Source organism: Neolewinella marina, from assembly GCF_002631205.1.
GTDB lineage: Bacteria > Bacteroidota > Bacteroidia > Chitinophagales > Saprospiraceae > Neolewinella > Neolewinella marina.
In genome coordinates, this window is sequence record NZ_PDLO01000002.1 from 663,812 (window position 1) to 689,594 (window position 25,783).

20 protein-coding genes are annotated in these 25,783 nt (G+C 63.1%); 8 read left to right on the forward strand and 12 right to left on the reverse strand.

Annotation, left to right across the window (positions count from 1 at the left end):
- Positions 1 to 60 precede the first annotated feature (60 nt).
- From CGL56_RS08280 to CGL56_RS08300, 6 genes are all read left to right on the forward strand, one after another.
- Complete coding sequence (locus tag CGL56_RS08280) at positions 61 to 2,586, forward strand: multicopper oxidase domain-containing protein (RefSeq protein WP_167641596.1); 2,526 nt, start codon at positions 61 to 63, stop codon at positions 2,584 to 2,586.
- A gap of 24 nt (positions 2,587 to 2,610) precedes the next feature.
- Complete coding sequence (locus tag CGL56_RS08285; protein ID WP_143470664.1) at positions 2,611 to 3,165, forward strand: DUF2231 domain-containing protein; 555 nt, start codon at positions 2,611 to 2,613, stop codon at positions 3,163 to 3,165.
- 8 nt (positions 3,166 to 3,173) lie between these two features.
- Positions 3,174 to 3,311, forward strand: coding sequence for a hypothetical protein (locus CGL56_RS18235; RefSeq protein ID WP_167641595.1), 138 nt, complete (start codon positions 3,174 to 3,176; stop codon positions 3,309 to 3,311).
- Between the two features lie 42 nt (positions 3,312 to 3,353).
- The gene (locus tag CGL56_RS08290; RefSeq protein ID WP_099106056.1) at positions 3,354 to 3,947 is read left to right on the forward strand and encodes a DUF2911 domain-containing protein; all 594 of its coding nucleotides are present in this window, start codon (positions 3,354 to 3,356) and stop codon (positions 3,945 to 3,947) included.
- Positions 3,948 to 4,128: 181 nt separating this feature from the next.
- Positions 4,129 to 6,378, forward strand: a complete 2,250-nt coding sequence (locus tag CGL56_RS08295; protein WP_099106057.1) for a heavy metal translocating P-type ATPase — start codon at positions 4,129 to 4,131, stop codon at positions 6,376 to 6,378.
- A gap of 41 nt (positions 6,379 to 6,419) precedes the next feature.
- Positions 6,420 to 6,638, forward strand: coding sequence for a heavy-metal-associated domain-containing protein (locus CGL56_RS08300; protein ID WP_099106058.1), 219 nt, complete (start codon positions 6,420 to 6,422; stop codon positions 6,636 to 6,638).
- Positions 6,639 to 6,702: 64 nt separating this feature from the next.
- On the opposite strand, the gene CGL56_RS08305 is transcribed toward CGL56_RS08300, so the two are convergent.
- The 8 genes from CGL56_RS08305 to CGL56_RS08340 form a co-directional block, all read right to left on the reverse strand.
- Positions 6,703 to 7,866, reverse strand: coding sequence for an MFS transporter (locus tag CGL56_RS08305; protein ID WP_099106059.1), 1,164 nt, complete (start codon positions 7,864 to 7,866; stop codon positions 6,703 to 6,705).
- A 160-nt stretch (positions 7,867 to 8,026) separates the two neighbouring features.
- Positions 8,027 to 8,833, reverse strand: coding sequence for a phosphatase PAP2 family protein (locus CGL56_RS08310; protein WP_099106060.1), 807 nt, complete (start codon positions 8,831 to 8,833; stop codon positions 8,027 to 8,029).
- Positions 8,834 to 9,001: 168 nt separating this feature from the next.
- Positions 9,002 to 9,538 carry a GNAT family N-acetyltransferase gene (locus CGL56_RS08315; protein WP_099106061.1) on the reverse strand — a complete coding sequence of 179 codons (537 nt, stop codon included), beginning with the start codon at positions 9,536 to 9,538 and terminating at the stop codon, positions 9,002 to 9,004.
- A 40-nt stretch (positions 9,539 to 9,578) separates the two neighbouring features.
- Positions 9,579 to 10,484, reverse strand: a complete 906-nt coding sequence (locus tag CGL56_RS08320) for a cation diffusion facilitator family transporter (RefSeq protein ID WP_099106062.1) — start codon at positions 10,482 to 10,484, stop codon at positions 9,579 to 9,581.
- A 42-nt stretch (positions 10,485 to 10,526) separates the two neighbouring features.
- A complete protein-coding gene (locus tag CGL56_RS08325) occupies positions 10,527 to 10,727 on the reverse strand; it encodes a hypothetical protein (protein ID WP_099106063.1) in 201 nt (66 codons plus the stop codon).
- Positions 10,728 to 10,802: 75 nt separating this feature from the next.
- Entirely contained in the window at positions 10,803 to 12,044 is a 1,242-nt protein-coding gene (locus CGL56_RS08330) for an efflux RND transporter periplasmic adaptor subunit (protein WP_099106064.1), read from the reverse strand.
- A complete protein-coding gene (locus CGL56_RS08335) occupies positions 12,037 to 16,344 on the reverse strand; it encodes a CusA/CzcA family heavy metal efflux RND transporter (RefSeq protein WP_099106065.1) in 4,308 nt (1,435 codons plus the stop codon). The genes CGL56_RS08330 and CGL56_RS08335 overlap by 8 nt, the downstream gene beginning before the upstream one ends.
- A 42-nt stretch (positions 16,345 to 16,386) precedes the next feature.
- Positions 16,387 to 16,701 (reverse strand): hypothetical protein, encoded by a 315-nt coding sequence (locus tag CGL56_RS08340; RefSeq protein WP_099106066.1) that lies wholly within the window; start codon positions 16,699 to 16,701, stop codon positions 16,387 to 16,389.
- 144 nt (positions 16,702 to 16,845) lie between these two features.
- Between CGL56_RS08340 and CGL56_RS08345 the strand changes: the two genes are divergently transcribed.
- Positions 16,846 to 17,715 (forward strand): DUF6503 family protein, encoded by an 870-nt coding sequence (locus CGL56_RS08345; protein WP_099106067.1) that lies wholly within the window; start codon positions 16,846 to 16,848, stop codon positions 17,713 to 17,715.
- A 4-nt stretch (positions 17,716 to 17,719) separates the two neighbouring features.
- Here the strand turns inward: CGL56_RS08345 and CGL56_RS08350 are convergent, their stop codons facing one another.
- Positions 17,720 to 20,029 (reverse strand): glycoside hydrolase family 2 protein, encoded by a 2,310-nt coding sequence (locus tag CGL56_RS08350; protein ID WP_099106068.1) that lies wholly within the window; start codon positions 20,027 to 20,029, stop codon positions 17,720 to 17,722.
- A 184-nt stretch (positions 20,030 to 20,213) separates the two neighbouring features.
- Between CGL56_RS08350 and CGL56_RS08355 the strand changes: the two genes are divergently transcribed.
- Complete coding sequence (locus tag CGL56_RS08355; protein WP_099106069.1) at positions 20,214 to 22,133, forward strand: sulfatase-like hydrolase/transferase; 1,920 nt, start codon at positions 20,214 to 20,216, stop codon at positions 22,131 to 22,133.
- Positions 22,134 to 22,142: 9 nt separating this feature from the next.
- Here the strand turns inward: CGL56_RS08355 and CGL56_RS08360 are convergent, their stop codons facing one another.
- The 3 genes from CGL56_RS08360 to CGL56_RS08370 form a co-directional block, all read right to left on the reverse strand.
- On the reverse strand, positions 22,143 to 23,300 hold the full coding sequence (locus CGL56_RS08360; protein ID WP_099106070.1) for an aldose epimerase family protein: 1,158 nt from the start codon (positions 23,298 to 23,300) through the stop codon (positions 22,143 to 22,145).
- Between the two features lie 101 nt (positions 23,301 to 23,401).
- On the reverse strand, positions 23,402 to 24,625 hold the full coding sequence (locus CGL56_RS08365) for a LamG-like jellyroll fold domain-containing protein (RefSeq protein ID WP_099106071.1): 1,224 nt from the start codon (positions 24,623 to 24,625) through the stop codon (positions 23,402 to 23,404).
- 297 nt (positions 24,626 to 24,922) lie between these two features.
- Positions 24,923 to 25,762: a LamG-like jellyroll fold domain-containing protein gene (locus tag CGL56_RS08370; protein ID WP_099106072.1), complete on the reverse strand. Its 840-nt coding sequence runs from the start codon at positions 25,760 to 25,762 to the stop codon at positions 24,923 to 24,925.
- Positions 25,763 to 25,783: the final 21 nt, after the last annotated feature.

The following is a 25,783-nucleotide window of genomic DNA, read 5'->3' on the forward strand; positions in this document are numbered from 1 at the left end:
AAGGCGCTGCACCATCCGGTGCAGCGCCTTTTTTATTTCCTCACCCGTTCACCCGCCGCCATGATCAGATATTCAGCCCTTCTACTGCTCCTCTTGTTCACTTCTCTCCGCGGCGCTGCCCAGGAGGCCGGCGATGGGATGAGCAGTACTTACGAAATGATCCCCGGGCAAAGCGTAACGGCATTTTCCGGCGAGGTGGTGACCTATCACCTTACCGTAGCGGACACTACCGTAAATTTTACGGGAAACCCCACCCCGGCCCTGGCCACCAATGGATCGATACCCGCTCCCGTGCTGGCCTTTACCGAGGGGGATTCGGCACGGATTTACGTAACGAATCAAACCGGCGGCACGGTCTCCTTCCACTGGCACGGGCTGTTGTTGCCGAACGAATTTGACGGTGTGCCCCTGCTGAACACTGAGCTCATCCAGCCGGGCGATACTTACGTAGCGGCTTTCCCCATTATTCAGCACGGTACCTACTGGTACCACTCCCACACCGAATTCCAGGAGCAAAAAGGGATGTATGGTCCAATCGTTATTCAACCGAAAGATGGTTTGCCAACCCGGGAAAAAGTGGTGGTACTCTCCGACTTTACCGAGCAGGACCCCCACGAGGTGCTGCGGCAGATCAAGCGGCACACCGACTGGTACGCCATCAAACGCAATGCCGTACAGAGCTATGGCAGGGCCCTGGCCACGGGAAACCTGGGCAAACAACTCTGGCTGGAATGGAATCGCATGCCCAGCATGGACCTGGCCGACGTGTATTACAACGCCTTTCTCGCCAACGGCAAGCTCGCCGAAGCCTATCCGGATGTTCAGGCTGGTGAAACCTTGCGGCTCCGCATCATCAATGGATCGGCTTCCTCCCATTTTTGGCTGCAGTTCGCGGGAGGAAAAATGACCATCGTTGCAGCCGACGGCCAGGAAGTAGAACCCGTAGCGGTGGACAAACTGCTCATCGCAACCGCGGAAACCTACGATATCGAAGTCACCCTGCCCGCCGACGGCAGCTACGAATTCCGCGCCACTTCCTGGGACCGCTACCGGCATACCACCGTCTGGCTTGGCACCGGAAGCGAGCATCCAGCCCCCGACCTTCCTCCAGTTGATTACTATGCCCTGACCCAGGAAATGAAGGAAATGATGGCTGACATGCCGGACATGCAGATGGGAAAAGCCCCCTCCGACATCCCCCCACCAAGGGTCTACCCCGCCGGGATGGCTCCCAGCAACGCCGACATTCAGATGGAATCCATGATGAAAATGGGGATGCAGATGGACATGGAGCCCCCCCAACCCGCCCCGGGCATGGACCACGGTAAGATGGATCATGGCATGCCCCCCACGAAGCAGGACAATACGCCCAAGCCGGAAATGGACCACAATATGCCGGGTATGGACCACGGTAAGATGGGTCACGACCAACCCGCCCCAAACCAAGATTCCCTGCCGCAGGGCCGTACCATATCCGCGCGGGAAATGGACGGGAAAACCATGGATATGGGCAGCCATATGGGGGCTGACGCTCCCATGGGGGTCATGATGACCGGCTACTACGAACTGCAGGAGGCAAACCCGGATGAAAAGATCTTCGATTACCATATGCTGCGCTCCCCGGTGCCTACGGAACTCCACGACAACCGGCCGGTGCGGGTCGTCCACCTCTATCTGGGGGGCAATATGCTCCGCTACGTGTGGATGATCAACAACCAGCCACTATCGGCCGCAGATAAGATCATGATTGAGCGGGGGGAAAACGTCCGCTTCGTCTTTCACAATACCACCATGATGAGCCACCCGATGCACCTGCATGGCCACTTCTTCCGGGTGGTCAACAAGCAGGGCGCATACGCCCCCCTTAAACATACCGTCAACGTGGCCCCCATGGAAACCACCATTATAGAGTTTGCCGCGACGGAAGACAAGGATTGGTTCTTCCACTGCCACCTGTTGTACCACATGATGTCAGGCATGGCCCGCATCATTGGCTACCAGGGCAGCAGCGACCTGCTGATTGCCGACCAGGCCGACTACGACATGTTCGCCATGGACGACCGGAAGTATTTCGGGATGGGCGGTCTCACCGCACTCTCCAACGGCGCATGGGCCGACCTCGCCTATTTCAACCTCAACAAGGAATTCAGCCTGGAGGGAGAGGCCGATTACCAGGGGAACTTTGAAGCGGAAGCCAAGGCGATGCGCTACATCGATCCCCGGCAATTCTTCTCCGCCTACCTGGGCGTGGAGGTGGACGGTGAGCAACGGATGGCGGCAGAAACGGGGAGTGAAACCCTGGTCACCGAAGTTTCCGCCCTCGCGGGCGTCCGCTATTTCCTGCCGATGATGGTGTGGTCCGACCTGCGGATCGACCACCGGGGTCGCATAGAGGTTCAACTGGAAAGGGAAGACATCCCACTGACCACCCGCTGGCGGGCCTCGGCCGCAGGTCGATACAATTTCAGCCACGGGGAACTGGAATACACCCTGGGCACCAGCTACCAGATCGGGCAGTACTGGGGACTCGCGGCCCTGTACGATAGCGATTACGGGCTGGGCGGCGGACTGAAAATCATCTGGTAACCGGTAACCCAAAGATCAACCACCATGCGTAAACTACTGTCATGTTCCTTGCTGCTGCTGCCCCTGGCAGTATTTGCCCAGGTGCTGCAAGAGTCAACCGTGGTAGACGCCTCGCTGAATGATTTTGCGAACCTCCACCCCCTGATCGTGCACCTACCGATCATGCTCCTTCCCGTAGCCCTGGCAACCCAGGTTGCTTCCCTCTTCCTCTGGAAGCAGCCACTCGGTTGGGTAACCCTAATCGCCCTGGCGGGCGGGGTCGCGGGTGCCGTGGCGGCGGGCCTGATCTTCCACCCCCACACCCTTGATCTCACCTCCGCCGCTCAGGAAGTGCTGGACCGCCACGATAGCTACGCCTACTGGACGGTGGGGCTGAGCACCACGGCGTTGATACTTAAAACTGGAGACCTATGGCTCTTCCAGAAGAAGCGCTGGCTTGAACTGCTCACTACCCTGGTGCTTGCCGGGTCGGCCTTCACCGTTTCCATGGCCGGCCACTACGGTGCCACCCTGGTCTACCTGCACGGCGTAGGGGTTCAGGGAAACTACGTTACCGGTGAGTCCGATCACGAACACTGAATGACCCTATGAAAGACTGTTGCAACTCCGAAAATAATTCTACCGGCCCCGTAAAACGGCTGCTGAATAACCTGACGGCCATCATCGTCGTCCTTGTCCTGGCCGGTGGCGCAGTGCTCGCGCTGCTCAAAGTCATGGCCGGGTAGCACCAACTGAATAACCATCACTCACTTTAATACTCTTTTATTATGCAGATTACACTTCGCTCCCTGACCCTAATTGCCTTCCTCCTGTTCCTGGGCTCCTGTGCCGAAAACGAGGCTCCCGAAGACGGAGGCCACCACCACGAGGCTGCCCCCGCGGCCGAAGCCACCGCCGGGAAGTCCAAAAGCCCCCACACCACCGCCATGGGCAACATCGGGGACGCCCACGTCCACATCGAATACTCCTCCCCCAGCGTAAGGGGCCGCACCATTTGGGGCGGACTGGTAGCCTACGACCAGGTCTGGTCGACCGGGGCACACAATGCTACGGCCGTCACGTTCAGTGAGCCGGTTCGCGTCGGGGGCACCGAAATCGCCGCCGGCACCTACGGCTTCTTCACCATTCCCGGGCGGGAAGAGTGGACCATCATCCTGAATGAGAACTACGACCAGCACCTGGCCGACGACTACGACCAAAGCCTGGATCTCGTCCGGGTGACCGTGCAACCGGAAAAACTGGCGGAACCGGTAGAGTCCCTCACCTACGCCGTGGAGCCTGCGGCCGACGGGGCGGGTGGCGCCATCACCGTCGCCTGGGACTCGCTGAAGGTTGCCCTGCCCGTTTCTGCCATTGAATAAAAACCACCAGGCATGATCAAATCGGGGTACGTCTGCCGCCACCAGCGCCGCCCCAACCTCGCGGAAAGCCAACTGTTTGGTATGTGGGCGTACCACCAAGCTTCTCCGGCTTTCAGGCAGGCTTAATGGCTACGGGAACCAAGGTGACCACCAACCCTGATCACTGGGTAAATACAAACCGATGAGTGCACAAACCGAACCGCTGACTACCGACCGGACCGCTTCTCCCACCTCCTTTCCCGTTACGGGAATGAGTTGTGCGAGTTGCGCGGCCAGCGTGGAAAGCATCCTTTCGAAGGTCGAGGGCGTGCGCAGCGTGAGTGTCAATTATGCCAACACCACTGCACAGGTGGACTTTGACCCCGCCCGGATCTCGGCCGAGGAGCTGAGAAACGCCGTCCAGGCGGTGGGCTACGACCTCATCATCGACGTCGAAGACCCGGATACGCTGCAGGAGGAATTGCGGGAAGAGGCCTACCAGACCATCCGGCAGCGAACCCTGTGGGCGGCCGTGCTCACCGTACCCGTGGTGGTGATCGGCATGTTCTACATGGACTGGGAAGCCGGCCGCTGGATCTCCCTGCTGCTCTCCGCCGTGGTGCTTTTCTGGTTCGGACGCCACTTCTTCGAGGGCGCCTACCGGCAGGCGCGGCATGGCGTAGCCAATATGGATACCCTGGTCGCACTGAGTACCGGCATCGCCTACCTCTTCAGTGCGTTCAACACCGTTTACCCGGCTTTCTGGCTGTCGCGCGGGCTGGAGCCCCACGTGTATTTTGAGACCGCCACGGTGATTATCGTATTCATCTCCCTAGGAAAACTGCTGGAGGAGCGGGCCAAATCAAATACCTCCTCGGCCATCAAGAAACTGATCGGCCTGCAGCCCAACACCGTCCACGCCCTTGTGGACGGTAAGGAAGTGGAGCTCCCCATTTCCGAGGTGACGGTCGGACAGACACTCATCGTACGGCCCGGGGAGAAAATACCGGTAGACGGAAAGGTCAGTGAAGGGGAAAGCTTCGTCGACGAAAGTATGATCACCGGAGAGCCGGTGCCGGTACGCAAGGCGGAGGGGGCGGAGGTATTTGCCGGTACCGTAAATCAGCGCGGCAGCTTTCGGCTGACCGCGGAAAAGGTGGGCAGCACTACCCTGCTGGCTTCGATCATCCGGCTGGTACGGGAAGCCCAGGGCAGCAAGGCCCCGGTGCAGAAACTGGTGGACAGGATCGCGGGAGTATTTGTACCCGCCGTACTGGGCATTGCCGTGGTCACCTTCATCGTTTGGATGCTGCTGGGGGGCGAGGAGGCTTTTTCCCATGCCCTGCTGGCGTCGGTGGCCGTGCTGGTCATCGCCTGTCCCTGTGCCCTCGGCCTGGCCACCCCTACCGCCATCATGGTCGGTATCGGCAAGGGAGCCGAAAACAACATCCTCATCAAGGACGCCGAGAGCCTCGAACTCGGCAAACGGGTCAACGCCATCGTCCTCGACAAAACCGGGACCATCACCGTGGGTCGCCCGGAAGTAACGGACGAGCACTGGAGCCCGGAAGCGAAGGTGAATGAGCTGAAATCCATCCTGCTGGCCGCGGAATCCCGCTCCGAGCACCCCCTGGCCCGGGCCATCGCCGACCGGCTGGAAGCCGAGGGGATCCCCGCCGCGCCGGTTACCGAATTCGAGAGCCTGACCGGCCGGGGCGTATCCGTAGTACACGCCGGTACCACCTACCGGGTAGGGAACGAGCGCCTGATGCGGGAAAACGGGCTGACCCTCTCCGCGGGGCTTGCAGACCAGGCTTCCCACCTGCGCGACGCCGCCCGTACGGTCGTCTTTGTTGCCAACGAGGTGGAGGTACTCGGCCTGCTCGCCATTTCCGACCGCGTGAAGGAGTCTTCCGCCGCCGCCATCCGCAACCTGCAGCAACGGGGGGTGGAAGTGTATATGCTTACCGGCGACAATGCCCAGACCGCCGCAGCCGTAGCCCGGGAAGTAGGCCTCACCGAGTACCGGGCCGAGGTAATGCCGTCGGACAAGGCCGACTTCGTAAAGGACCTGCAGCAACGGGGCAAAGTGGTGGCAATGGTAGGCGACGGTATCAACGACAGCCAGGCCCTGGCCACCGCCGACGTGAGCATCGCCATGGGCCACGGCAGCGACATCGCCATGGATGTGGCCAAAATGACCCTGATCACCTCCGATCTCCAGGCCATTCCCAAAGCCCTAGAATTATCCAAGCTAACCGTGCAGGGCATCCGCCAGAACCTTTTCTGGGCCTTCATCTACAACCTGATTGGCATTCCCATCGCGGCGGGGGTCCTCTACCCCATCAACGGTTTTCTCCTGGACCCGATGATTGCCGGTGCCGCCATGGCGCTCAGCTCGGTATCGGTGGTCACCAACAGCCTGCGCTTGAGAATGCGCAACATTGGCTGACGACCCGCCACGAATTATTCCTAACCCAAACCAGATTTCACATGCAAACCCTGAAATTCAAAACCAACATCAATTGCGGCGGCTGCGTCCGCGGCGTTACACCCTCCCTGAATGATAACGAGCACATCCGCGACTGGAAGGTCGACCTGGAGAGCGAGGACCGCATCCTGACCGTGGAGGCCGACGACGAGATCACGGCCCACGAGGTGAGTGCGGTGGTGGCCGACGCCGGCTTCAATGCCCAGCCGATCGGAAGCTGATCGGGGCGGCGGCGCGCGGGTGCCGTATCCAGCCCCGGGTCCGGGTACTCAGCGGTACGCCTGCCTACCCTGCCAACCGACTCACGTAGCCCGCCACGAGCAGCGACAGGACTGCCGTACCGATGAAGAGGGCCTCGGCTCCGAAGGTCAACCAAGCTACTCCCGCGGCGGTACTGGCCACCAGGGTGGCCAGGCTTTCGCCCGCGCTGACGGTCCCGATGGCGGTCCCCAGGTCACGCTGGGGCACGAGTTTGCTGATCCAGGCTTTCGCCACGCCCTCCGTGGCCGCGGCGTACAGTCCGTAGGCCGCGAACAGGATGCCGAAGTGCCACCAAGCAACGGCTTGCGTCAAGCCGAGGTACACCCCGGCGAATACCAGCAAACCACCGAGGTAGACGGGTTTGGGTCCCCAGCGGTCGGCCAGTCCGCCGAAGGGGTAAGCCAGTACTGCATAGACCAGGTTGTAAAAAACGTACCACCCAATCAGGGCGGTATCGGACAGTCCGGCTTGCTTGAGCATGAGGAGGAGAAAAAGGTCGGAACTGTTGATCAAGGCGAAGGAGATCAGCCCCCAGCACAAGCGGCGGTAGGCGGGGTCGGCCGCTCTGACGTAACGGGCAAATTCCAGTAGCCCCGGCCTCCCCCCCTCCTGGGGCGGTACCCGCTGCTCCTTCAGCAGGAGGGTGGCCACCACCGCTAGCAGGCCAGGCAGGGCCGAGGCAATGAACAACCAGCGGTACTGCCCCGGAAAAAACCACAGGAAAGCCAGGGCCAGGAGGGGACCCAGCGCGGCGCCGGTCGTATCCATGGCCCGGTGGAAACCGAATACCCGGGCCCTGGTCGCCGGGGTAGCCGCACCCGACAACATGGCGTCGCGGCCACCGGTACGAATGCCCTTGCCCAGGCGCTCGGCGGTACGGGCCAGGAACACCCACCAGGGTGCAATAAAGACCGCCATGAGCGGCTTGGCCACCGCGCTGATCCCGTAACCTATCTGTACGAAGGGCAGTCGCCGTCCCAGGCGATCAGACCACTGTCCGAAGTAGCCCTTACTGAGGCCCGCCGTGGCCGAAGCAGCTCCTTCCAGCAGCCCAATACCCGCTACCGAAAAGCCGATGCTTTCCAGGTAGAGCGGCATGACCGGATAGAGCATCTCGCTGGCCACGTCGGTGAGCAGACTCACCAGGCCAAGCAACAAGACGGTGCGGGTAATGATCCGGGGGCGCATGAATCTTTTAAGATTGCCACCGGAGAACAGCTTGGCGCGGCTTCAGGCTATACTCCCCGGCTGGGGGTATAACCCGCAATTCAGGCAGTCCGCCGCCGGAGGCCAGAAATATTCCTGCACAAACCTCCGCTTATACCCCGAAGCGGGGTATCCCTTTCACTTATTGCAGGCGGTAAACCAGGCGCCCACCCGCCCCATTAAGGGTGAGGGCCAGCCGCCGTTTCCGGGTGGGCCGCCGGTGTAGGGCGGGGAGGAGGTAGCCGATTACGCCTCCCAGAACGTAGCCCGCCAGTACGTCGGACGGATAGTGCTGTCCGGCGCGGATCCGCAGGTAGCCCGTCAGGGCCGGGAGGCCAGCTCCCAATCCCCAAACGAAGGGCCGCAAATTGGAATTGGGGTGGAGGTCGGCGAAGGCCCGGGCGAAGAAGTAGCCGGCCGCCGCCGAGGTGCTGGTATGGCCCGACAGGAATGCCGCGCGGTCATTCCCCTTGATGACGGTTTCCGGGGGCAGGTTCTCGTCAAAAACGTAAGGGCGCGGCCGCTTGGCGGACGACTTGATGATGTCGGTCAGCCCCTGGTTCAGCAGCATGGTTTCGGCGAAGAGTACGCCGATCGAAAACGCATGTTTACGGCCGGCGGGTGACAGCAGCAGCAAACCCGGGAGGGCGGCGGAAGCGTAAAGGGAATGATCCGACCAGTTGCGGGCCGTTGGGGAGCTGAACTGGGTAGCTACCTGGTCAAAGTCGGGTATACTGTTCAGGCGCAGATCGGCCAGCACGATGTCCGGCGTCCGTTCACGAAGGACCTTCCCGAGTACCACGGAACCCGCGGCCCCGGCCCCGTAAAGCAGGTCGCGTTTCAGTCCCAGGTAGTATGGCTGCCGTGCCTCGACGGTCTGCCCCACGAGGGATAGGGGGGCGCTCAGCAAGAGCACCAATAAAATCAGGAGATGGACGATAAAGCGCATTCTGCCGGTGGGTACGTATGCATTTGCACTGCAGCGCGGGCGGCGGGGAGGGATGCAGTGGTGCACGGGGGAAGGAAGTCGGGGCAGCCGTCGGGCCGCTATAAGATAGGCGGTTTTTGCGGCTTCTTTATTGCCTCTGCTATGGCGCAGGGGCGACACTCGTCCGGCTTACCACGATTTGGCCAGTCGCCACATACCCCGGCGGGCGGGGTACATCCGGGGCATATCCAGGGTGAAGTGGGACAGGCGAGCGAACCCCAGGCGGTCGTAGAAGGCCAAGGCGGGGGACGAAGTATCCATTGCTTCGAGCCACAGTAATTCGTCACCGCGTTGGCGACTGCTGCGGCTCACGTCCTCCACTACCCGCCGGCCCAGGCCACGGCCGTGGAGACGGGGATCGAGGTAAAGCCGGTGCAACTTGGTCGCGCTGGCCCCGGGCTGCTCCGGGGGGGACAGGCCGGGCAGCGTGCGTACAATGCCGACTTCGCGGCCTTCATATAGTACGAACTGGTATACGGCCGCAGGGTCGGCCATTTCCCGGGCGAAGTTCTCCGGGCCGTACTGGCTGTCCAGGTACCACCTGCCACCGTCGGGCCAGAAGTGGGCGTAGGCTGGCGGATAGATGCGGTCCATCAACTCCGCCAACTGGGGCTGATCGGATTCCCGCAGGGGGGCGTAGCTGATCTCCGGGGGAGAAATTTCCATGTGGCAAAGCTACGGACAACATCGGATGTCTGACAGGATGTCAGACATCCGGTGTGTCAGGCCGGTGCCCGGCCCACTCCTCCTCCGTTTCGAACTCCAGGGTAGCGTGTTCCACCCCTGCCTCGTGGAGTACCGATCGCGCCCGCTCCTTGAGTTCCCTGAGGTCTGCTACGGAGGTGGCGTCCTCCACCACCAGGTGGGCCGAGGCCAGGTGGTACTGTCCGTCCAGCGTCCAAAGGTGGAGGTGGTGGGCATCGGTCACTCCGGCCACGCTTTTGAGTCGCTGCTCGATGTCTGAGTAGTCCAGTCCTTCCGGAGCCGCCTGTACAATGATTTTGCCGGCTTTCCAGAGTTGCTGCACCACGCCGTAGAGGATGTAGAGGGTGATGCCGATGGACAGGGCCGGGTCGATCCACGGCAGGTCATAGAAATACATGATGATGCTGCCCACCAGCACCGCTACCCAGCCGAGTACGTCCTCCAGTAAGTGCCAGCTGATGACCCGCTCGTTCAGGCTGTCGCCACCCTTGCGGACGCGGAAGGCCGCCGCGCCGTTGACGACCACCCCCAAGATGGCCAGGTAGATCATACCTTCCGCTTCAGGCTCCCCGGGATCCCATAGCGCAGGAACGGCCCGCGTAAGAATGAGGACCGACCCTGCCACTAGCACCACCCCAGTGATGATGGCGCCAAGGGTATTGAAGCGCTTGTACCCGTAGGTGAAGTTCGGCGTCCGCCCCTTGCGCGACAACCGCTGAAAATACCAGGCTACTCCGAGCGACAGGCTGTCGCCCAGGTCATGGAGCGCATCGGACAGGATGGCGATGGAGCCGGTCCAGAACCCGCCAATGATCTCTACTACGGTGAAGGCGAGATTGAGAAAAAAGGCCGTCGCTACGCCCTTTCCGTTGTCGCCGGCAGCGTGATGATGATGGTCGTTCGCCATGGATCTGGTTTGTGGGTGAAAGGATGTGACCACCCTCGGTGTTCACCCGGCCCGGTCAAGCCACCAGCGGCGGGCCCGCTCCAGGGCAATCCGGATAATATCGGTCCGGGTTTTTTCCGGCTCGTCCCGCAGCAGTTCGTTGCCGATCTCGAGGGCCATTTGCCTGAGCTTGGGTTCGTAGTCGCTGAAGTCCGGACCGAAATCCGCTTCGACAAGTGGCTTTGGGGTAGGCGGATTTGCCATGGCGTTGATTTTATGCCAATTTAGCAGACATCGGATGTCTGTCAAAATGACAGACGTCCGATGTCTGACAAAAAATCAGTGCTCGTGCCCCAGCTCACTGGCCATCCCCTGGGCCTGCACGAAGTAGGCATTGTCGGTCACCAGCCGGTGACCGGCGGGCAGGGAATCCACGAAGCGCACCGCCGTGAAGCCATCCTCAGTCACGCCGGGATTCACCCGCAGTCGGGTAAACTCAACTTCGTTCTCCCCTTCCGTCTGCGGCGGGGCGGCAAATACGTAATGCAGCTCCCCCTCCCGTACGATGGCCGATTCCGGCAGGGCGGGAACGGTGCCCTCCGCCAGCCAGATGCGGGCCTCGGCGAAGCGGTCGCGGATGAAGGGCGGCTGCTCCCCGACCAGGTGGGCGTGTACCCGCACGGTCTTGTTCGTGGCATCAAAGTCCTTGCCCACCACGTGGATCTCGGCGGTGTAGGGTTCGGGGGTGAGGGAGGGAATGCGGTAGGTGACCCGCTGCCCGACCTCCACCTTGCCGATGTCGCGCTCGAATACGTCGAGTTCCAGGTGAAGGTGGTCCTCGTCGATCAACTCCATCAACTCGGTGCGGGGCTCCACGTAGATGCCGTCGTGAAGGACGATGCTGGTGATGTAGCCGGCCCGGGGGGCCCGGAGCTGGATCCGCCGGCTGATGGATTCCGGGGTAAGCCCGTCAACCGGTAGGCCCAGGTATTCCAGTCGCTGCCGCAGTCCGGCCACGGTGGCGCGGTGGGTAGCAACCTCCGCCTGCAGCCGCTGCACGGTATTCAGTACCCCGGCGGAATCGGCGTATAGCTGCTCCTGCCGGGCGAGTTCCTGCTCGGCGTAGCCGAGCTGGGCCCGGACCTCCAGGTAGCGCTGTTGCAGGTCGATGAACTCGGGGTTTTCGAGATAGCCGAGCAGGGCACCCCGCTTCACGTAGTCGCCCTCCACGTAGTTGGCCACGTCGCGCACGAAGCCCGAGGCACGGGCGCTCACGGCGGCGTAGCCGTTGGGGGGCAGCCCCAGGGTACCGGTGGCCGTGAGGTAGTCGTTCAGTTTCAGGTCGCGGACTTCCCCGAAGCGGATGTCCATGGCGTCCAGTTGCGCGGCGGTCAGGTGGATGCTACCCCCTTCTTCATGGTGGTCGTCGCCGTGCGCATCCTCGTGGTGGCCCGTTTCGTGGTCATCGTGGTCGTCTTGATCATCGGGCGCCGGTGCGCAGGTGCCCAGGAAGGCCAGCAAGAGCAGGGCGGTGAGGCTCCGGAAGGCGGGGGCCAGACAGTTGATTCCGTACTTATTCATTGCGGAGGTATTGGAGGCGGTAGAGGGCCAGGTTGTGGGTCAGGATTTCCTGGAGGAGGTCGTGGCGGGTATCGGCCAGGCTGCGTAGGGCGTCGAGGACTTCCAGGTAGCCCAATTCGCCGGCGCGGTAGTTCAGGCGGGTAATGCGGACGAGCTCGGGGATGACCCCTTCGGCCCGCTCCCGGTAGCGGAGTACGTTGGTGGCCGACTGGCTGAGCTCGGTCTCCAGCCGGACCATTTCGCGCTGGTAGGCCAGCTCGGTGGCCGCCAGTTCGGATTCGGCGCGGGCAACGTCGATGCGGCGGGACTCCACCCGGCGGCGGTTGGGGGCGGTGAAGAGCTGGAGGGTCAGCCCGGCCTCCAGTCCGCTCAGGTACCCCCCCTCGGTGAACTGCTGGCCGGAATAACCGAGCCGGAAGGTGGGCAGGGTTTCCGCGGCCGTCAGGTCCACCGCGGCGGTACGCTGCTCCACGCGGCGGCGGGCCAGGGCTACGCTCGGGTGATCCGGATCGCCGCTGCCGGGTGGTCCCGTGTACACTTCCAGGCGGAGGGTATCGGCGGGCAGCCAGGATTGTCCGTCGGCGAGCAGGGAGAGTTGTGATTGCAGTCCCTCCAGGGCCGTCAGATTGGCTTCTGCCCGCTGGCGGATGAGGTCCATTTCGGCTTCCAGCCGCAGGGCTTCGGCCAGATTGGTCGCACCGGCCGAGGCACGGGCGCGGGCGATGCGGTCGAAGCCGGCGTAGGTGTCCAGCAACCGCTGGTAGTGGCGGTCCAGGGCTTCGTGGAACCGCATGCGGCCGAAGAGGGTACGTACCGACAGCCGGACCTCAGCCGCGGTGAGGTCGCGGGAGGCAAGGTCACCGGCCACCACGGCATCCTGCAGGGCATTGGCCGCCCGGAGCGCCCCGGGGTGATCGAACCGCTGGAGGACCGAGAGCTGACTCATCCGTTGCCCGTTCTCCCGGAAGAGTCCGTCGCCGTTGTAGCTCAGGTCGGTGGTTCCCGGAGCGTAGGGCAGGTCGAGCAGGGCGCGGTCCCTTTCCAGGGACTTATTGGCGGCCTTCAGGTCGGGATGGAGGTCGAGTACCCGGTTCACGGCATCCTCGACCGGAATCCTTGGCACCTGCGCGCCGGCGCCCACGGAAGCGAACAGCAGCGGCAACAGGATAACCAGATTGCGCGTCCGGCCCGTACGGCGGTCCTGCCACCGCTCGAGCCAGTAGTAGCCGATCGGCAGGATCACCAGCGTAAGGAAAGTAGCGGTGATAAGCCCCCCGATGACCACCGTGGCCAGCGGGCGCTGCACCTCGGCGCCCCCGGAATTGGACAGGGCCATGGGCAGGAAGCCGAGCGAGGCCACGGCGGCCGTCATGATCACCGGTCGGAGCCGGACGCGCGTACCTTCCACGATGCGGTCGCGCACGTCGGTCCACCCCTCCTCCTTCAACTGGTTGAAGTAGCCTACCAGCACGATGCCGTTGAGCACGGCCACCCCGAACAGGGCGATGAAACCGATGCCGGCCGAGATGCTGAAGGGCATGCCCCGCAGCTCCAGGGCCCATACCCCACCGATGGCGGAGAGCGGGATGGCCACGAAGATCAACAGGGCCTGGGAGAAGCTGCCGAAGGTGAAAAAGAGCAGGGAAAAGATGAGCGCCAGGGCCACCGGTACCGCCACCGCGAGCCGGGCGCTGGCCGCCTGCAGGTTCTCGAACTGCCCGCCGTAGGTCAGGTAGTATCCCGGGGGCAACTGGAGCTGGTCGTCGAGGGCCTGCTGAATGTTCTTCACTAGCCTTTCCACGTCGGTATCTCCCACGTTTACGCCGATCACGGTGCGGCGGTTGGTGTTCTCCCGGCTGATCTGCATGGGAGCATCGATGAGGCGCACCGCAGCCACTTCGCGCAGCGGCACCTGCCCGCCGCCGGACAGGGGGATGTAGAGATTGGCTACGTCCTGGAGGTCGGTACGGTCGGCCGACTGCAGCCGTACCGTCAGGTCGAAGCGGCGCTCGTTCTCGTAGACGGTCCCCGCCGAGCGGCCGGCGAAGGCGGCCTCGACGACGCGGTTGACGTCGCGGACTTGCAGTCCGTACTGGGCCAGCTTGCCGTAGTCGAAGTCGACCACGATCTGCGGCATGCCCGTGGTCTGCTCCACGGTGACGGTGCCCGTCCCGGGCAGGCCGGCGATGATGGCTTCTGCTTCCCTGGCCTTGCGGTAGGCCAGGTCCAGGTCAGGACCGTAGAGTTTGATGGCAATGTCGGCCTTGGTGCCCGTCATCAGTTCATTGAAGCGCAGCTGGATGGGCTGGGAGAACTCCAGTCCCACGCCGGGAAACACCTCCAGCGCCTCCTCGATGGCCTCGAACATTCCCTGGCGGTCGTCGGCCGTTTCCCACTCGTCGCGGGGCAGCATCACCAGGGTGTAGTCGCCCACCTCGACCGGCATGGGGTCGGTGGGGATCTCGGCCGAGCCGATGGCGGTGACCACGTCCGTCACTTCCGGGATCTCTTCCAGAATGCGCCGTTGCACCTTGCGGGTGACCTCTACGCTTTGGGAAAGCGAGGTGCCGGGGGGCAGGATTTGCTGCATGGCCAGGTCGCCCTCCTCCAGGGTAGGGATGAACTCCCCCCCGAGGCGGGTAAATTGCCACAGGCTAAGCAGGAACAGCAGGGCGGTGCCCGCTACCGTAAGTCCGCGCCAGCGCAGGGCGGCGCGCAGGACCGGCGCGTAGAGCCGCTGGCAGAACCCGATGATGCGGTCGGCCAAGGTGCGGCGGTTGCTGATGTGCTTCTTCAGCACCAGGGCCGATAAAGCCGGCACGTAGGTGAGTGAGAGGATGAGGGCGCCGGCGATGGCCAGCATGACGGTCTGGGCCATGGGGCGGAACATCTTGCCCTCGATGCCCACCAGGGCCAGGATGGGCAGGTAGACCAGCAGGATGATGATCTCCCCGAAGGCCGCGGAGCTGCGGATGCGGACCGCGGCGGTGGTGACCTCCTCGTCCATCTGGAAACGGGTGAGCCGCTGGCCGGGGAAGCGGCTGCCCAGCCGATGGACGATCGCCTCCACGATGATGACGGCCCCGTCGACGATGAGGCCGAAGTCGATGGCCCCCAGGCTCATCAGGTTGGCCGAGATGCCCAGCAGGTTCATCATGGAGATCGCGAAGAGCATCGACAGCGGGATGACGGAGGCAACCACCAGTCCGGCCCGCCAGTTGCCCAGCAGCAGGACCAGGATGAAGACCACGATAAGCCCTCCCTCAATCAGGTTGGTGGCCACGGTGCGCACGGCGGTGGTCACCAGCTTGTCGCGCACCAGGTAGGGCTCGATCACTACCCCTTCGGGCAGCGACTTCTGTACCTGTTCCACCCTTTCCCTCACCCGCTCGGTGACCGCTGCGGAATTGGCGCCGCGGAGCATCATCACCCGGCCCCCGACGACCTCCTCGCCGTTGCGCACCAGGGCGCCGAAGCGCGGGGCGGCGCCGAAGCCGACCGTGCCGACATCCTGGATGAGGATGGGCCGCCCGCCGCGCACGGCTACCACGATCTTCCGGATGTCGTCCAGGGTGCGGGTGATGCCGTTGGTGCGGATGTAGTAGGTGCGGGGGTTCTTCTCGATGTAGGCTCCGCCGGTATTCTCGTTGCTGTTCTCCAGGGCGGAGAGCACCTCGGGGATGGTCACCGCCATGGCCTTCAGCTGGTCGGGGTCCACGGCTACCTCGTACTGCTTGAGGAAGCCCCCCATGCTGTTCACCTCCACTACCCCTTCGATGCCGGAGAGCTGGCGGCTCACGATCCAGTCCTGCATGCTGCGCAGCTCGGTGGGGGAATAGCGGTCCTCGTAGCCCGGCTCGGGCCGCAGCACGTACTGGTAGATCTCGCCGAGGCCGGTGGAGATGGGCGCCAGGGTGGGGCTGCCGAGGCCGGGCGGGATGTTTTCGGTCGCTTCCCGCAGGTGCTCGGTGACCAGTTGCCGCGCCAGGTAAATGTCGGTGTCCTCTTCGAAGACCACCGTCACCACCGAAAGCCCGAAGCGGGAGATGGAGCGGATCTCCTCCAGGTCCTGAAGGTTCTGCAGGGCCAGCTCCACGGGAGTGGTGATGAACTGTTCCACCTCCTGGGTGGCCAGGGTAGGTGAGGTGGTGATGACCTGCACCTGGTTGTTGGTGATGTCGGGGACGGCATCGATGGGGATTTGCCGCAGGGAGAAAATACCCCAGACAATAAGGGCCAGGACGAATAGTCCGACCACTAGCTTATTCCGCACGGAATAAGCAATGATAGCATCAAACATGTAGGAAAGGATTAGCTAAACCGAAAGAGTGAAACGGAGTAGCTAGCCGCGGGGCGGTGGTCCGGTGCCGGTATCAGGGACAATGGTCTTCCAGTCCTGGTGGCTCGCGGGGCGGGCCTGGCCGGTGGGCGGGGGCGTTTCCGCCATTTCGAGTTCCGCAAGGGCGGGCGGAGCGTCGGCAAGGAGTCCGCAGCAGGAGCAGCTGCAGAAAGACGCGCAGTCGTCGTCGTGGTCGGGAGCGCCGTGGTCCTCCGCTTCCGTGGTTTCCCCGCACTCCACGCCGGCTACCAGGTCCCCACAGGGGGACAGGGCCAGAAAGGTCATCTGAAGGGCCAGCAGGAGGAGGGCAACGCGCATGGTGGATGGAAGACACGCCGGCGGCGGGAAGGGTTGAGGGTGGTGACAACTTGTCAGACATCGGATGTCTGTCATTTTGACAGACATCCGATGTCTGACACAACCTTTCCCCCCTTCCATTGTCCTTAACCCCAAACCAACCCCATGCCTTACCTAGCCCTCCTGCTCCTGCTCGCGCTCATGGCCTGCCAGTCGGACCCCGCGCCCGAAACCGAAGCCCCCGCCCCGGAAATGTCCATGGATCCCTACGCCGAACGGGTCGCGGCGGCCTATGAACGCCTCGGCACCAGCGCTCCGGCGCAAAAAGTGCTGCGCGCCATCGAAGCCCACGGCGGCCTCGAGGCCTGGTACGCCAACAGTCCCCTGTACTTCCACTTCAACTACCAGCCGCTCGACGACGGCTCCCCGCGCAACACCCTGGCCTACAACGATTACCGCCGCAGCCGGGCCGTCCACCTGCTGGCCACCGACACCACCCAACGGTTCGGATTCGACGGGCAGCAGGCCTGGTCCATGACCGGCGAACGGGTGGACGGGATGAGCCCCCGCTTCTGGTCGCTGACGCCCTACTACTTCGTAGGGCTCCCCTTCGTGCTGGCCGATGAGGGCATCCACTTCGAGGCCCTGCCCGCCGAGGAATTGGACGGCACCACCTACGACCTGGTGAAGGTGACCTACGCCGAGGGCACCGGCGACGCCGATCAGGACTACTACGTCCTCTACCTGAACCCGGAAACCGCCCAGCTCGACGCCCTGCGGTACATCGTTTCCTACCCCGGATACTTCCCCGACGGCGGCCAGACGCCCGAGAAACTGATGAAGGTTACCGGCAAGACCAAGGTCGACGGCATCACCCTGCCCACCGGCTACGACACCCACTACTGGAACGACGGCAACCCCGGAGAGAAGGTCACCGAAACCCAGGTGACGGACTACGCCTTCCGCCCCGAACTGGGGGATGATTTCTTCAACATGCCCGCCGACGCCCGGGTGTTCAACGACCTGCCGGAGTAGCGACCTACCGGCCGCCGGTGGTCTCGGTGCCGAACAGCCCGAAGTCGAACGACAGGTTCTCGGCGTCGCCCGCCCGCTTTACCCGGATGGTCACGGTATTTTCTCCTTCGCGGAGCTGACTGAGGCTGTCGTCAATCCGCCGCACGTTGTAGTGGCCGAATCCACCCCCACCGGCCTTCACGTCCATCAGCAGCTCACCATTAAGGTAGACCACGAAATCCACCCGCTGGTTATAGAACTCCGCGAAGAGGTGCTGCGGCAGGCGATTTACACGAAAGCTACGGCTGAGGTACAGGAATTCGTCCACCGCCCACTGGGTGCCGCGGGGCTGGAAGAAGTCGGCGTAGGTAGCAAAGGGGCCATTGACCCTACGCACCGGCGCGTCCTCCGGCAGCCGCCCGTCGGCCAGGAGGTCCTCCCCCTCCGCGGTGACCATTTGCCAAAGCTGCGGCTCCGTTTTTGAAGTCGGCAGCAGTACGCGGTGGCGCGGGGCTGCTGCGTAGAGGGGGGCGAAAAGCTCCGGCGAGCGGTTGGTATCCAGTTTCATCACCTTGCGGTCGTAGGTCATGAGTCCGTTCACCTCCCCTTCCACGTCGGTGGTCTGGGTATAGATGGCCGCGCCCAGCCCCCGGGCGCGCAGTCCGTACAGCGCCTCAATGAGCGAACGGAAGCCGGCGTTCAGCTCCTCCTGGTTGGTATAGCTCTGGTAGCCCCAGTTGCGCTTGTCCCACCAGAGGTGGTCGGGCACGACCAGTCCGAGGCCGCCGAACTCACCGAGTACCGAGGCCCGGTTTTCTTCGGGAGCTTCCATGCCGGGGCCCGGGTAGAGGTGAGCGTCGTACATGTCTCCGACCCCGCGGTCGGTCCAGCCGCTCGGGGCGTCGACCAGGCGGCTGGGGTCGTAGGCCCGCGTCCAGTCGGCGATCCGCTCGGTGTCGTATTGCCCCCAGCCCTCGTTGAAGGGTACCCACACCACGATGCTGGGAAAGTCGTAGAGGGCATCGATCATTTCCCGGTACTCCCGCTCAAAGTGGATGCGATCAGCGAAGGGTTGCCGGGCGTCGCGGGCGGCCTCCGGCGCTACGAAGGTGCGGTCGTGGATGTAGCCGCTGGGCATGTCCTGCCAGACGAGCACGCCCAGGGTATCGCAGGCGTGATAGAAGGTGGCGGGCTCGGTCTTGACGTGCTTGCGCAGCATGTTGAAGCCCCACTTTTTGGTCATTTCAATATCGAAGACCATCGCTTCGGGGGTGGGCGCGGTGTACAGCCCGTCGGGCCACCACCCCTGGTCGAGGGGGCCGAACTGGAAATAGGGTTGGTCGTTGAGCAGCAGAACGGTGTAACCGTTGGCGTCCTTGCCCAGGCTCACCTTGCGCATGCCCACGTAGCTATCCACCCGGTCCACTACCATGCCGTTCCTGTCGGTAAGGACTACTTCCAGCGGATAGAGATAAGGGTCCTCGGGCGACCACAGCCGGGCCTCCGACAGGGGCAGGCGCACGGCCGCGGACGCACTGCCGGCCACCAACGGCACCTCCTGCACGGTCACTTCGCTGCCGTCCGCCCGGGTCAGACTCAGGCGGGCAGTGAGGTCGCGACTCAGGGGGCTGGTGAGGAGCTGGACATCCACCGCCGCTTCATCCACGTTCGGGGTGATGCGCAGGTCGGTGAGGTGATCGCCGGGCACCACTTCCAGCCAGACCGTCTGCCAGATGCCGGTGACGGGGGTATAGAAGATGCCGCCGGGTTCGTTGACCTGCTTGCCGCGGGGCTGCAGTCCCGCGTCGGTTGGATCCCATACGCGCACCGAAAGTTCCTGGGCTCCCCTGCCCTTCAGGTAGGGCGTCACGTCGAAGCTGAAGGGTACGTAGCCGCCTTCGTGGCCGCCGACCACCTGTCCGTTTACGTAGACCGTCGCGCGGAAATCCACCGCGCCGAAGTGCAGCAGCAGCCGCTCGCCGTCGGCCAGCCGGGGCGCCGTGAAGTTGCGGCGGTACCACAGGTAGTGGTCTTCCCCGACCAGCTTTTTCACCCCGCTCAGCTGGGATTCCACGGCGAAGGGAACCAGGATCTTGCCGTCCCACCGCGCCGGGGCCTGTGATTCGGCCACGGGTCGGATGGCGTAGTCCCAGGGACCGTTGAGGTTGGTCCAGCCCTCGCGGGTCATCTGGGGGCGGGGGTAGACGTCCCAGGGTTGGTTGCGGTTTACCTGGTCGGTCCAGGGGGTAGACAGATCAAAATCGAGTACGCCGCGTTCCTGGGCCACCAGGGTAGTTGCGGTGAACCAGGAGAGAACGAGCAGCAGGGTTCGCATAGAGAGAAAAGGTCAGCGGTGAAGGAAAGTCCTGAAAAGTAGCACATATCGCCCGTTTACCCACCGCGTTGTCGCCCCGGAGCAACGGCGAAAGGGCTTCGGCCACGGTAGTCGCGGCGCCGTACTATCTTTTTGGCCGTTTACCCCTTTCCCGGCACCCGCGGCAGCGCCCAAACTTCTGTATATGACCCGTTTTATTGTCTTTCTTTTCCTGCTGGTATCGTGTTCCCTTGCGGCTCAGGACGGGGCGGCGGGTCCGCGAGTTCCGGAGGAACGCCCCCACATCCTGTGGCTCACCATGGAGGACACCTCGCCCCAGTTCATCGGGGCTTACGGCAATCCCTACGTACACACCCCGAATATCGACCGGCTGGCGCGGGAGGGTGTCCGCTTCACCCGGGCCTTTGCTCCCGCTCCGGTGTGCGCCATTGCCCGCAACGCCATGATTACCGGGGTGAACCCGGACAAGCTGGGTACGGGAAACCACCGCAGCAATTATCCGATCCCGGACTTTATCCGGGGGTTCCCCGCCTACCTGAGGGACGTGGGCTACTACACCACCAACAACGCCAAGACCGACTACAATACCAGTCGCGCCAAGGCCCTCATCGCCGCCTCCTGGGACGAGTCCTCCAACAAAGCCGGCTGGTGGGACCGGGCCCCGGGGCAGCCCTTCTTCAGCGTTTTCAACTTCAACGAAAGCCACCAGTCGCGCACCATGACCCACCCGCGGGCCTGGTACGAGGAGCACGTCCTGGGTCAGTTGCCCGATTCCCTGGTCACCCGGGCGGGTGAGCTGGAGGTTCCGCCGGTTTACCGCAGCTCCCCGGAGATGCGGGAACACCTGGCCCGCCTCTATAACTCGATCAACTACGCCGACCTGAAAATGGGGCAGCTCCTCGACCGCCTGGAAGCGGACGGGCTGCGCGACTCGACCATCATCTTCGTCTACGCCGACCACGGGGAGGCGATGCCGGGCGGGAAGGCCACGGCCAGCGGACTGGGCTACCGGGTCCCCTTCCTGGTCTGGTTCCCGGAGGCCTACCGCCATTTATCGCCCTGGGAAACCGGTTCCGTCAGTCAAGAGCTGCTCTCTTTCCTCGACCTCGGGCCCACCGTGGTCAGTTTGGGTGGCGGCGAAGTGCCGGACTACATGGACGGGCGGGCGGTGCTCGGCCCCCACCGTACGCCGGCCCCCGAATACATCTACGCCGGCCGCAACCGCCTAGACGAGACCCCCGACCTGGCCCGCTCGGTGACCGACGGTCGCTACCTATACACCCGCAATTTCCTGCCCCGCTTCCCGCCGCAGAAGCCCCAGAAGTACGCCGACGTATCCGACATCGTGCGCACCATCCGGGCCGATGGGCGGGCCGACCGGCTGGACTCCCTCCAGCGGCGCATCCTCTCTCCCCAGCCCCGGAAAACCCTCTACGACCTGGAAGCCGACCCCTGGGAGCTGCACAACCTCGCGGACAGCCCCGCCCACGCCGACCGGGTAAAGCGGATGCGACGGGCGCTGGAAGACCATATTCTGGCGGTGCGCGACGTCCATTTCCTTCCCGAGGTAGCCCTGGCCGGTCTGGAGATGCCCTACACCTGGCGGCTGGACACCCTGGCCTATCCGCTGGCCGCCGGCCTGTCTACGGCCCTGCTCGACCCCGCCCGCCCGGCCGCGGCGGAACAACTGCGGCGGGACCTGATGAGCCGGGAACCGCTGGTGCGCTACCGCGCCGCCGTGGCACTCGGGCAGGACTCGCTGTCGCCGCCCACCGCCGCTGCCCTCCGGGCTGTACTCGATGACCCCCACCCTTCGGTAGCCATCGCGGCGGCGGGGGGACTGCTGCGGTACGGCGTCCCGGATGAAGGGGCGGCGGAGCTACTGGGCCACTACGCCCTGGGAAAGGAACCTTACCGGGCACTGTCCGCCCTCCAGGAAATCCAGTATGCGGGCGCAGCACGCCGCAGCTTCCTGCCCGTACTCCGGGAAAAGCTGCGCCAATTGGAGGATGATCCGGGAGAAGACGAAAACCTGGCCTACAACCTGCGGAGCAGCGTAGAGACTACCCTCTTCCTGCTCGGGGAAGGGGAGCTGTCGTACTGACGTTGGCCGCTACCGCGTACCGAAGGTGTAGACCGTAGTACTGCGGTAGGTATCGCCGGGCCGCAGGATGGTGGAGGGGAAGTCCTCCTGATTCGGAGAATCGGGAAAGTGCTGGGTTTCCAGGCAGAAGCCCGTGCGGTAGGCGTAGGCCTTGCCGCCCTTGCCCACCACGCTGCCGTTGAGGAAGTTGCCGGTGTAGAATTGCACCCCCGGCTCCGTGGTGGCCACTTCCAGGGTGCGGCCGCTTTCGGGGTCGTAGACGGTGGCGGCGGGGCGGAGCCCGTTCCCTTCACCGTCCAGCACGAAGTTGTGGTCGTAACCGCCGCCCGCCCCCAGCTGCTCGTCCTCGGCATCGATGCGCTCGCCGATAGCGGTGGACTGCCGGAAGTCAAAGGGGGTGCCCGCTACTTCCCGCAGTTCGCCCAGGGGGATGAGCGACTCATCCACCGGGGTGAAGCGCTCCGCGTGGATGCGGATCTCGTGGTCCAGGATATCGCCCTTGCCGGCGCCCTGCAGGTTGAAGTAGGTGTGGTTGGTGAGGTTCACCGGGGTGGCCCGGTCGGTGGTGGCTTCGTATTCCAGGGTGAGGGCGTTGTCGTTGTCGAGCCAGTACCGCACCGTCACATCCAGGTTGCCGGGGTAGCCCATTTCCCCGTCGGGGCTGCGGCCGGTGAGTTCCACCCCTACCCGGTTTTCTTCCCGCAGGGGGCGGCCGCGCCACCACTTGTGGTCGAAGCCAACGTCACCGCCGTGGAGGCTGTTGGGTCCGTTGTTGGTGGGCAATTGGTAGGTTGCTCCGTCGAGGGTGAATTTACCCCCGGCGATGCGGTTGCCGTAGCGGCCAATCAGGGCCCCGAAGTAGGGGTGTTCCCCCTCGTAGCCCGCCAGGCTGTCGAATCCCAGCACCACGTCGTCCAGTCTCCCCTCCCGGTCCGGAGCGTAGATGCTGGTGATGATTCCCCCGTAGTTGATAATGCTCACCCGCAGCCCCTGCTCATTTTCCAGGGTATACTCCGTTACGGCCCCGTCTTCGGTGGTGCCGTAGGGGGCTTCGGTGACGGTGAGCCCACCGTCGTCGGCCGTATGGGTGTCCGGGGGCGCGGCCGCGGGTTCCGGGGAACCACAGGAAGCCAGGCAAAGGAGAAGGAAGGGGAGCAGCACTTTCATGTGGTGGGTTGTAGCAGTCGCCATCTTGGAAATCCAGCGGGGATAAGCCCGACCGAAGACGGCGGAAAACGAATGACCCTCCAAGATAGCAAGTCCCTCCTTTACTGTTTCACGAAGCGGACCGCTTCCCGGTTCACGTGCAGGGTGTAGGTTCCGGCGGGCAGATCGGCTACGGCGATGGATTGGTGGTCGGTGGCCATTCCGGACCCTACCCGCCGCCCGTAGGCATCCAGGATGGCGTAGGGGCCGCTGCCGTTTACCCGCAGGTAGGCTGAGGCCGGATTTGGGTAGACCGACAGCTCCTGCCGCTGTTGGGGGGCTACGGTGACCAGGCTGGAGTACATCTCGCTGCCGTCGTGATCCACCTGCCGCAGCCGGTAGTAGAGGGTGGCATTCTGGGGGGCGTAGTAGTCTGTGTAGTGATAGTCACCGTGAGCGTGGGCTGCCACAAATCCGACTTCGGTAAATACGCCCTCATCGCCGGTGGCCCGCTCTACGGCGAAGCCCGCGTTGTCGCGCTGGTCTTCCACGGTCCACTTCAGTTCCACACCGGCAAAAGCTGGCTCGGCCCGAAAAGATGTGAAGGTTACCGGCAACTGGCGGTAAGCCTGGACGGAGATCAGGGCGGCGATCTCGCTGTCGCTCAGGCTGCGGTTGTACACCCGCAGCTCGTCGAGTTTCCCATTCAGGGGGTTGCCCGTACCCACGGCGGCGGGGTTATTGCCAATTCCCAAATCCACCCCGGGCCCCGCCGTCAGCATGCCGGAGGCAGAGTAAGTCGTCACCAGGGCACCATTGTGGTAAAGTCTGACCTGGGAACCATTATAGGTGTAGGCTACGTGGCTCCAGGCCCCTTCGTCAATCAAGTTTGCTGGGGCCGAATAGGTGTAGGTCTTATCGTTTAACCGCATGCGAAATTGAATGGAACGGGGGGTATCCAAGGTAAGAACAAAGTATTCCTTACTACTACTGGCTTTGCTAATGATGCGTCCTGGTGAGGCAACGCCACCCGCACCGCTAACGTTGGGGTACACCCAGGCGGCTATTGTAATGGCGCTGCCTCCAATGTCAAAAGACGGAACCGTGGCAACACCTGGGCCGTCCCCGACCAAGAGAGCGCCGCCCGACTGCCCCTGGTCAACGGCAAAACTGGCACCAGGATTGAGGGTAGCGTGGTTGGATCCGGCCGGATCGAGGGCTGTGGTACCTGAGGTTTCGTCAAATTTCCAGTAGGCGATGAGTCCATCGGTGGAAGGGGCCTGGGCCAGAACGGCCAGGGGGAGAGCCCACAATAGTAGGCTCACACGGATTGCGTGAATGTTCATGTTAGTGTCTTATAACCTGTGAAAAACCAAAACACATGCCCGCTGCCCCGCATCAGGTGGGGCAAGAGCAATTCGAAGCTGCCCGCCAAGCGACGGAACAACCCCTTTCTCCAACCGCTACTTTGCCTCATAGTCGCCGGAGACACCATTATAACCCGTGTAACAACCTGAAATTATGTGTTAAGAAATATTTTTCGGGTTTTCCACAATAAAAAAAGCGCCCCGCTTCCGAATGAAGGCGGGGTGTTGCTCTGCAAGAGAAATTCTCTAGGAGAGATGGTCGATTGCCCGGGTGTGCTATTGCTTGACGAAGCGGGTAACTTGCTGGTTTACCATAAGGGTATACGTTCCGGTGGGGAGGTCGGCTACCGCAATACGCTCTTGCCCCACTACCGTCCCGGAGGCTACCCGCCTCCCGAACCCATCCAGGATGGCGTAGGCCCCGCTGCCGCTGACCGTCAGGGAAGTGGAGGCCGGATTCGGAAAAACCGTCAATTCATTGCGTTGCTGGGGAGCTACGGTGACCAGGCTGGAGTACATCGCGCTGCCGTCGTGATCCACCTGCCGCAGCCGGTAGTAGAGAGTGGCATCTTCCGGTGCCGCGTAGTCCGTGTAGCTATAATCACCGTGAGCGTGGGCTGCCACAAATCCGACTTCGGTAAACACGCCCTCATTGCCGGTGGCCCGCTCCATGGCGAAGCCGGCATTGTCGCGCTGGTCCTCAACCGTCCAGTACAATTCCACTCCGGAAAAAGCTGGTGTAGCCTGGAATGAAGTGAACGTTACCGGCAGTTGGCGGTAGGCCTCGGTGGTGGTCAGGTTATTGACTTCACTCCCTGACAGGCTGCGGTCGTAGACCCGCAGTTCATCAATCATTCCATCAAAGGGGTGATCAAGCGTTGCGCCCTCGGGGCGGTTTCCAATACCCAATTTCATGTTGGTTGTATTGAGAAGGGCTCCGGTCCTACTGGAAGTTGTCTCCAATGCTCCGTCGAGATATAACGCAACTGTCGACCCATCGTAGGTTGCGGCTATGTGATGCCATTGTCCTTCCACAATGGCTTTACCCCGCGTGCTGGTATTGGCATTGGCCCCATTCAGCAAAAATCTAACCTCCACCGCACCCTGACTTGTCACGTTCAGAGCAAAAGAATAATC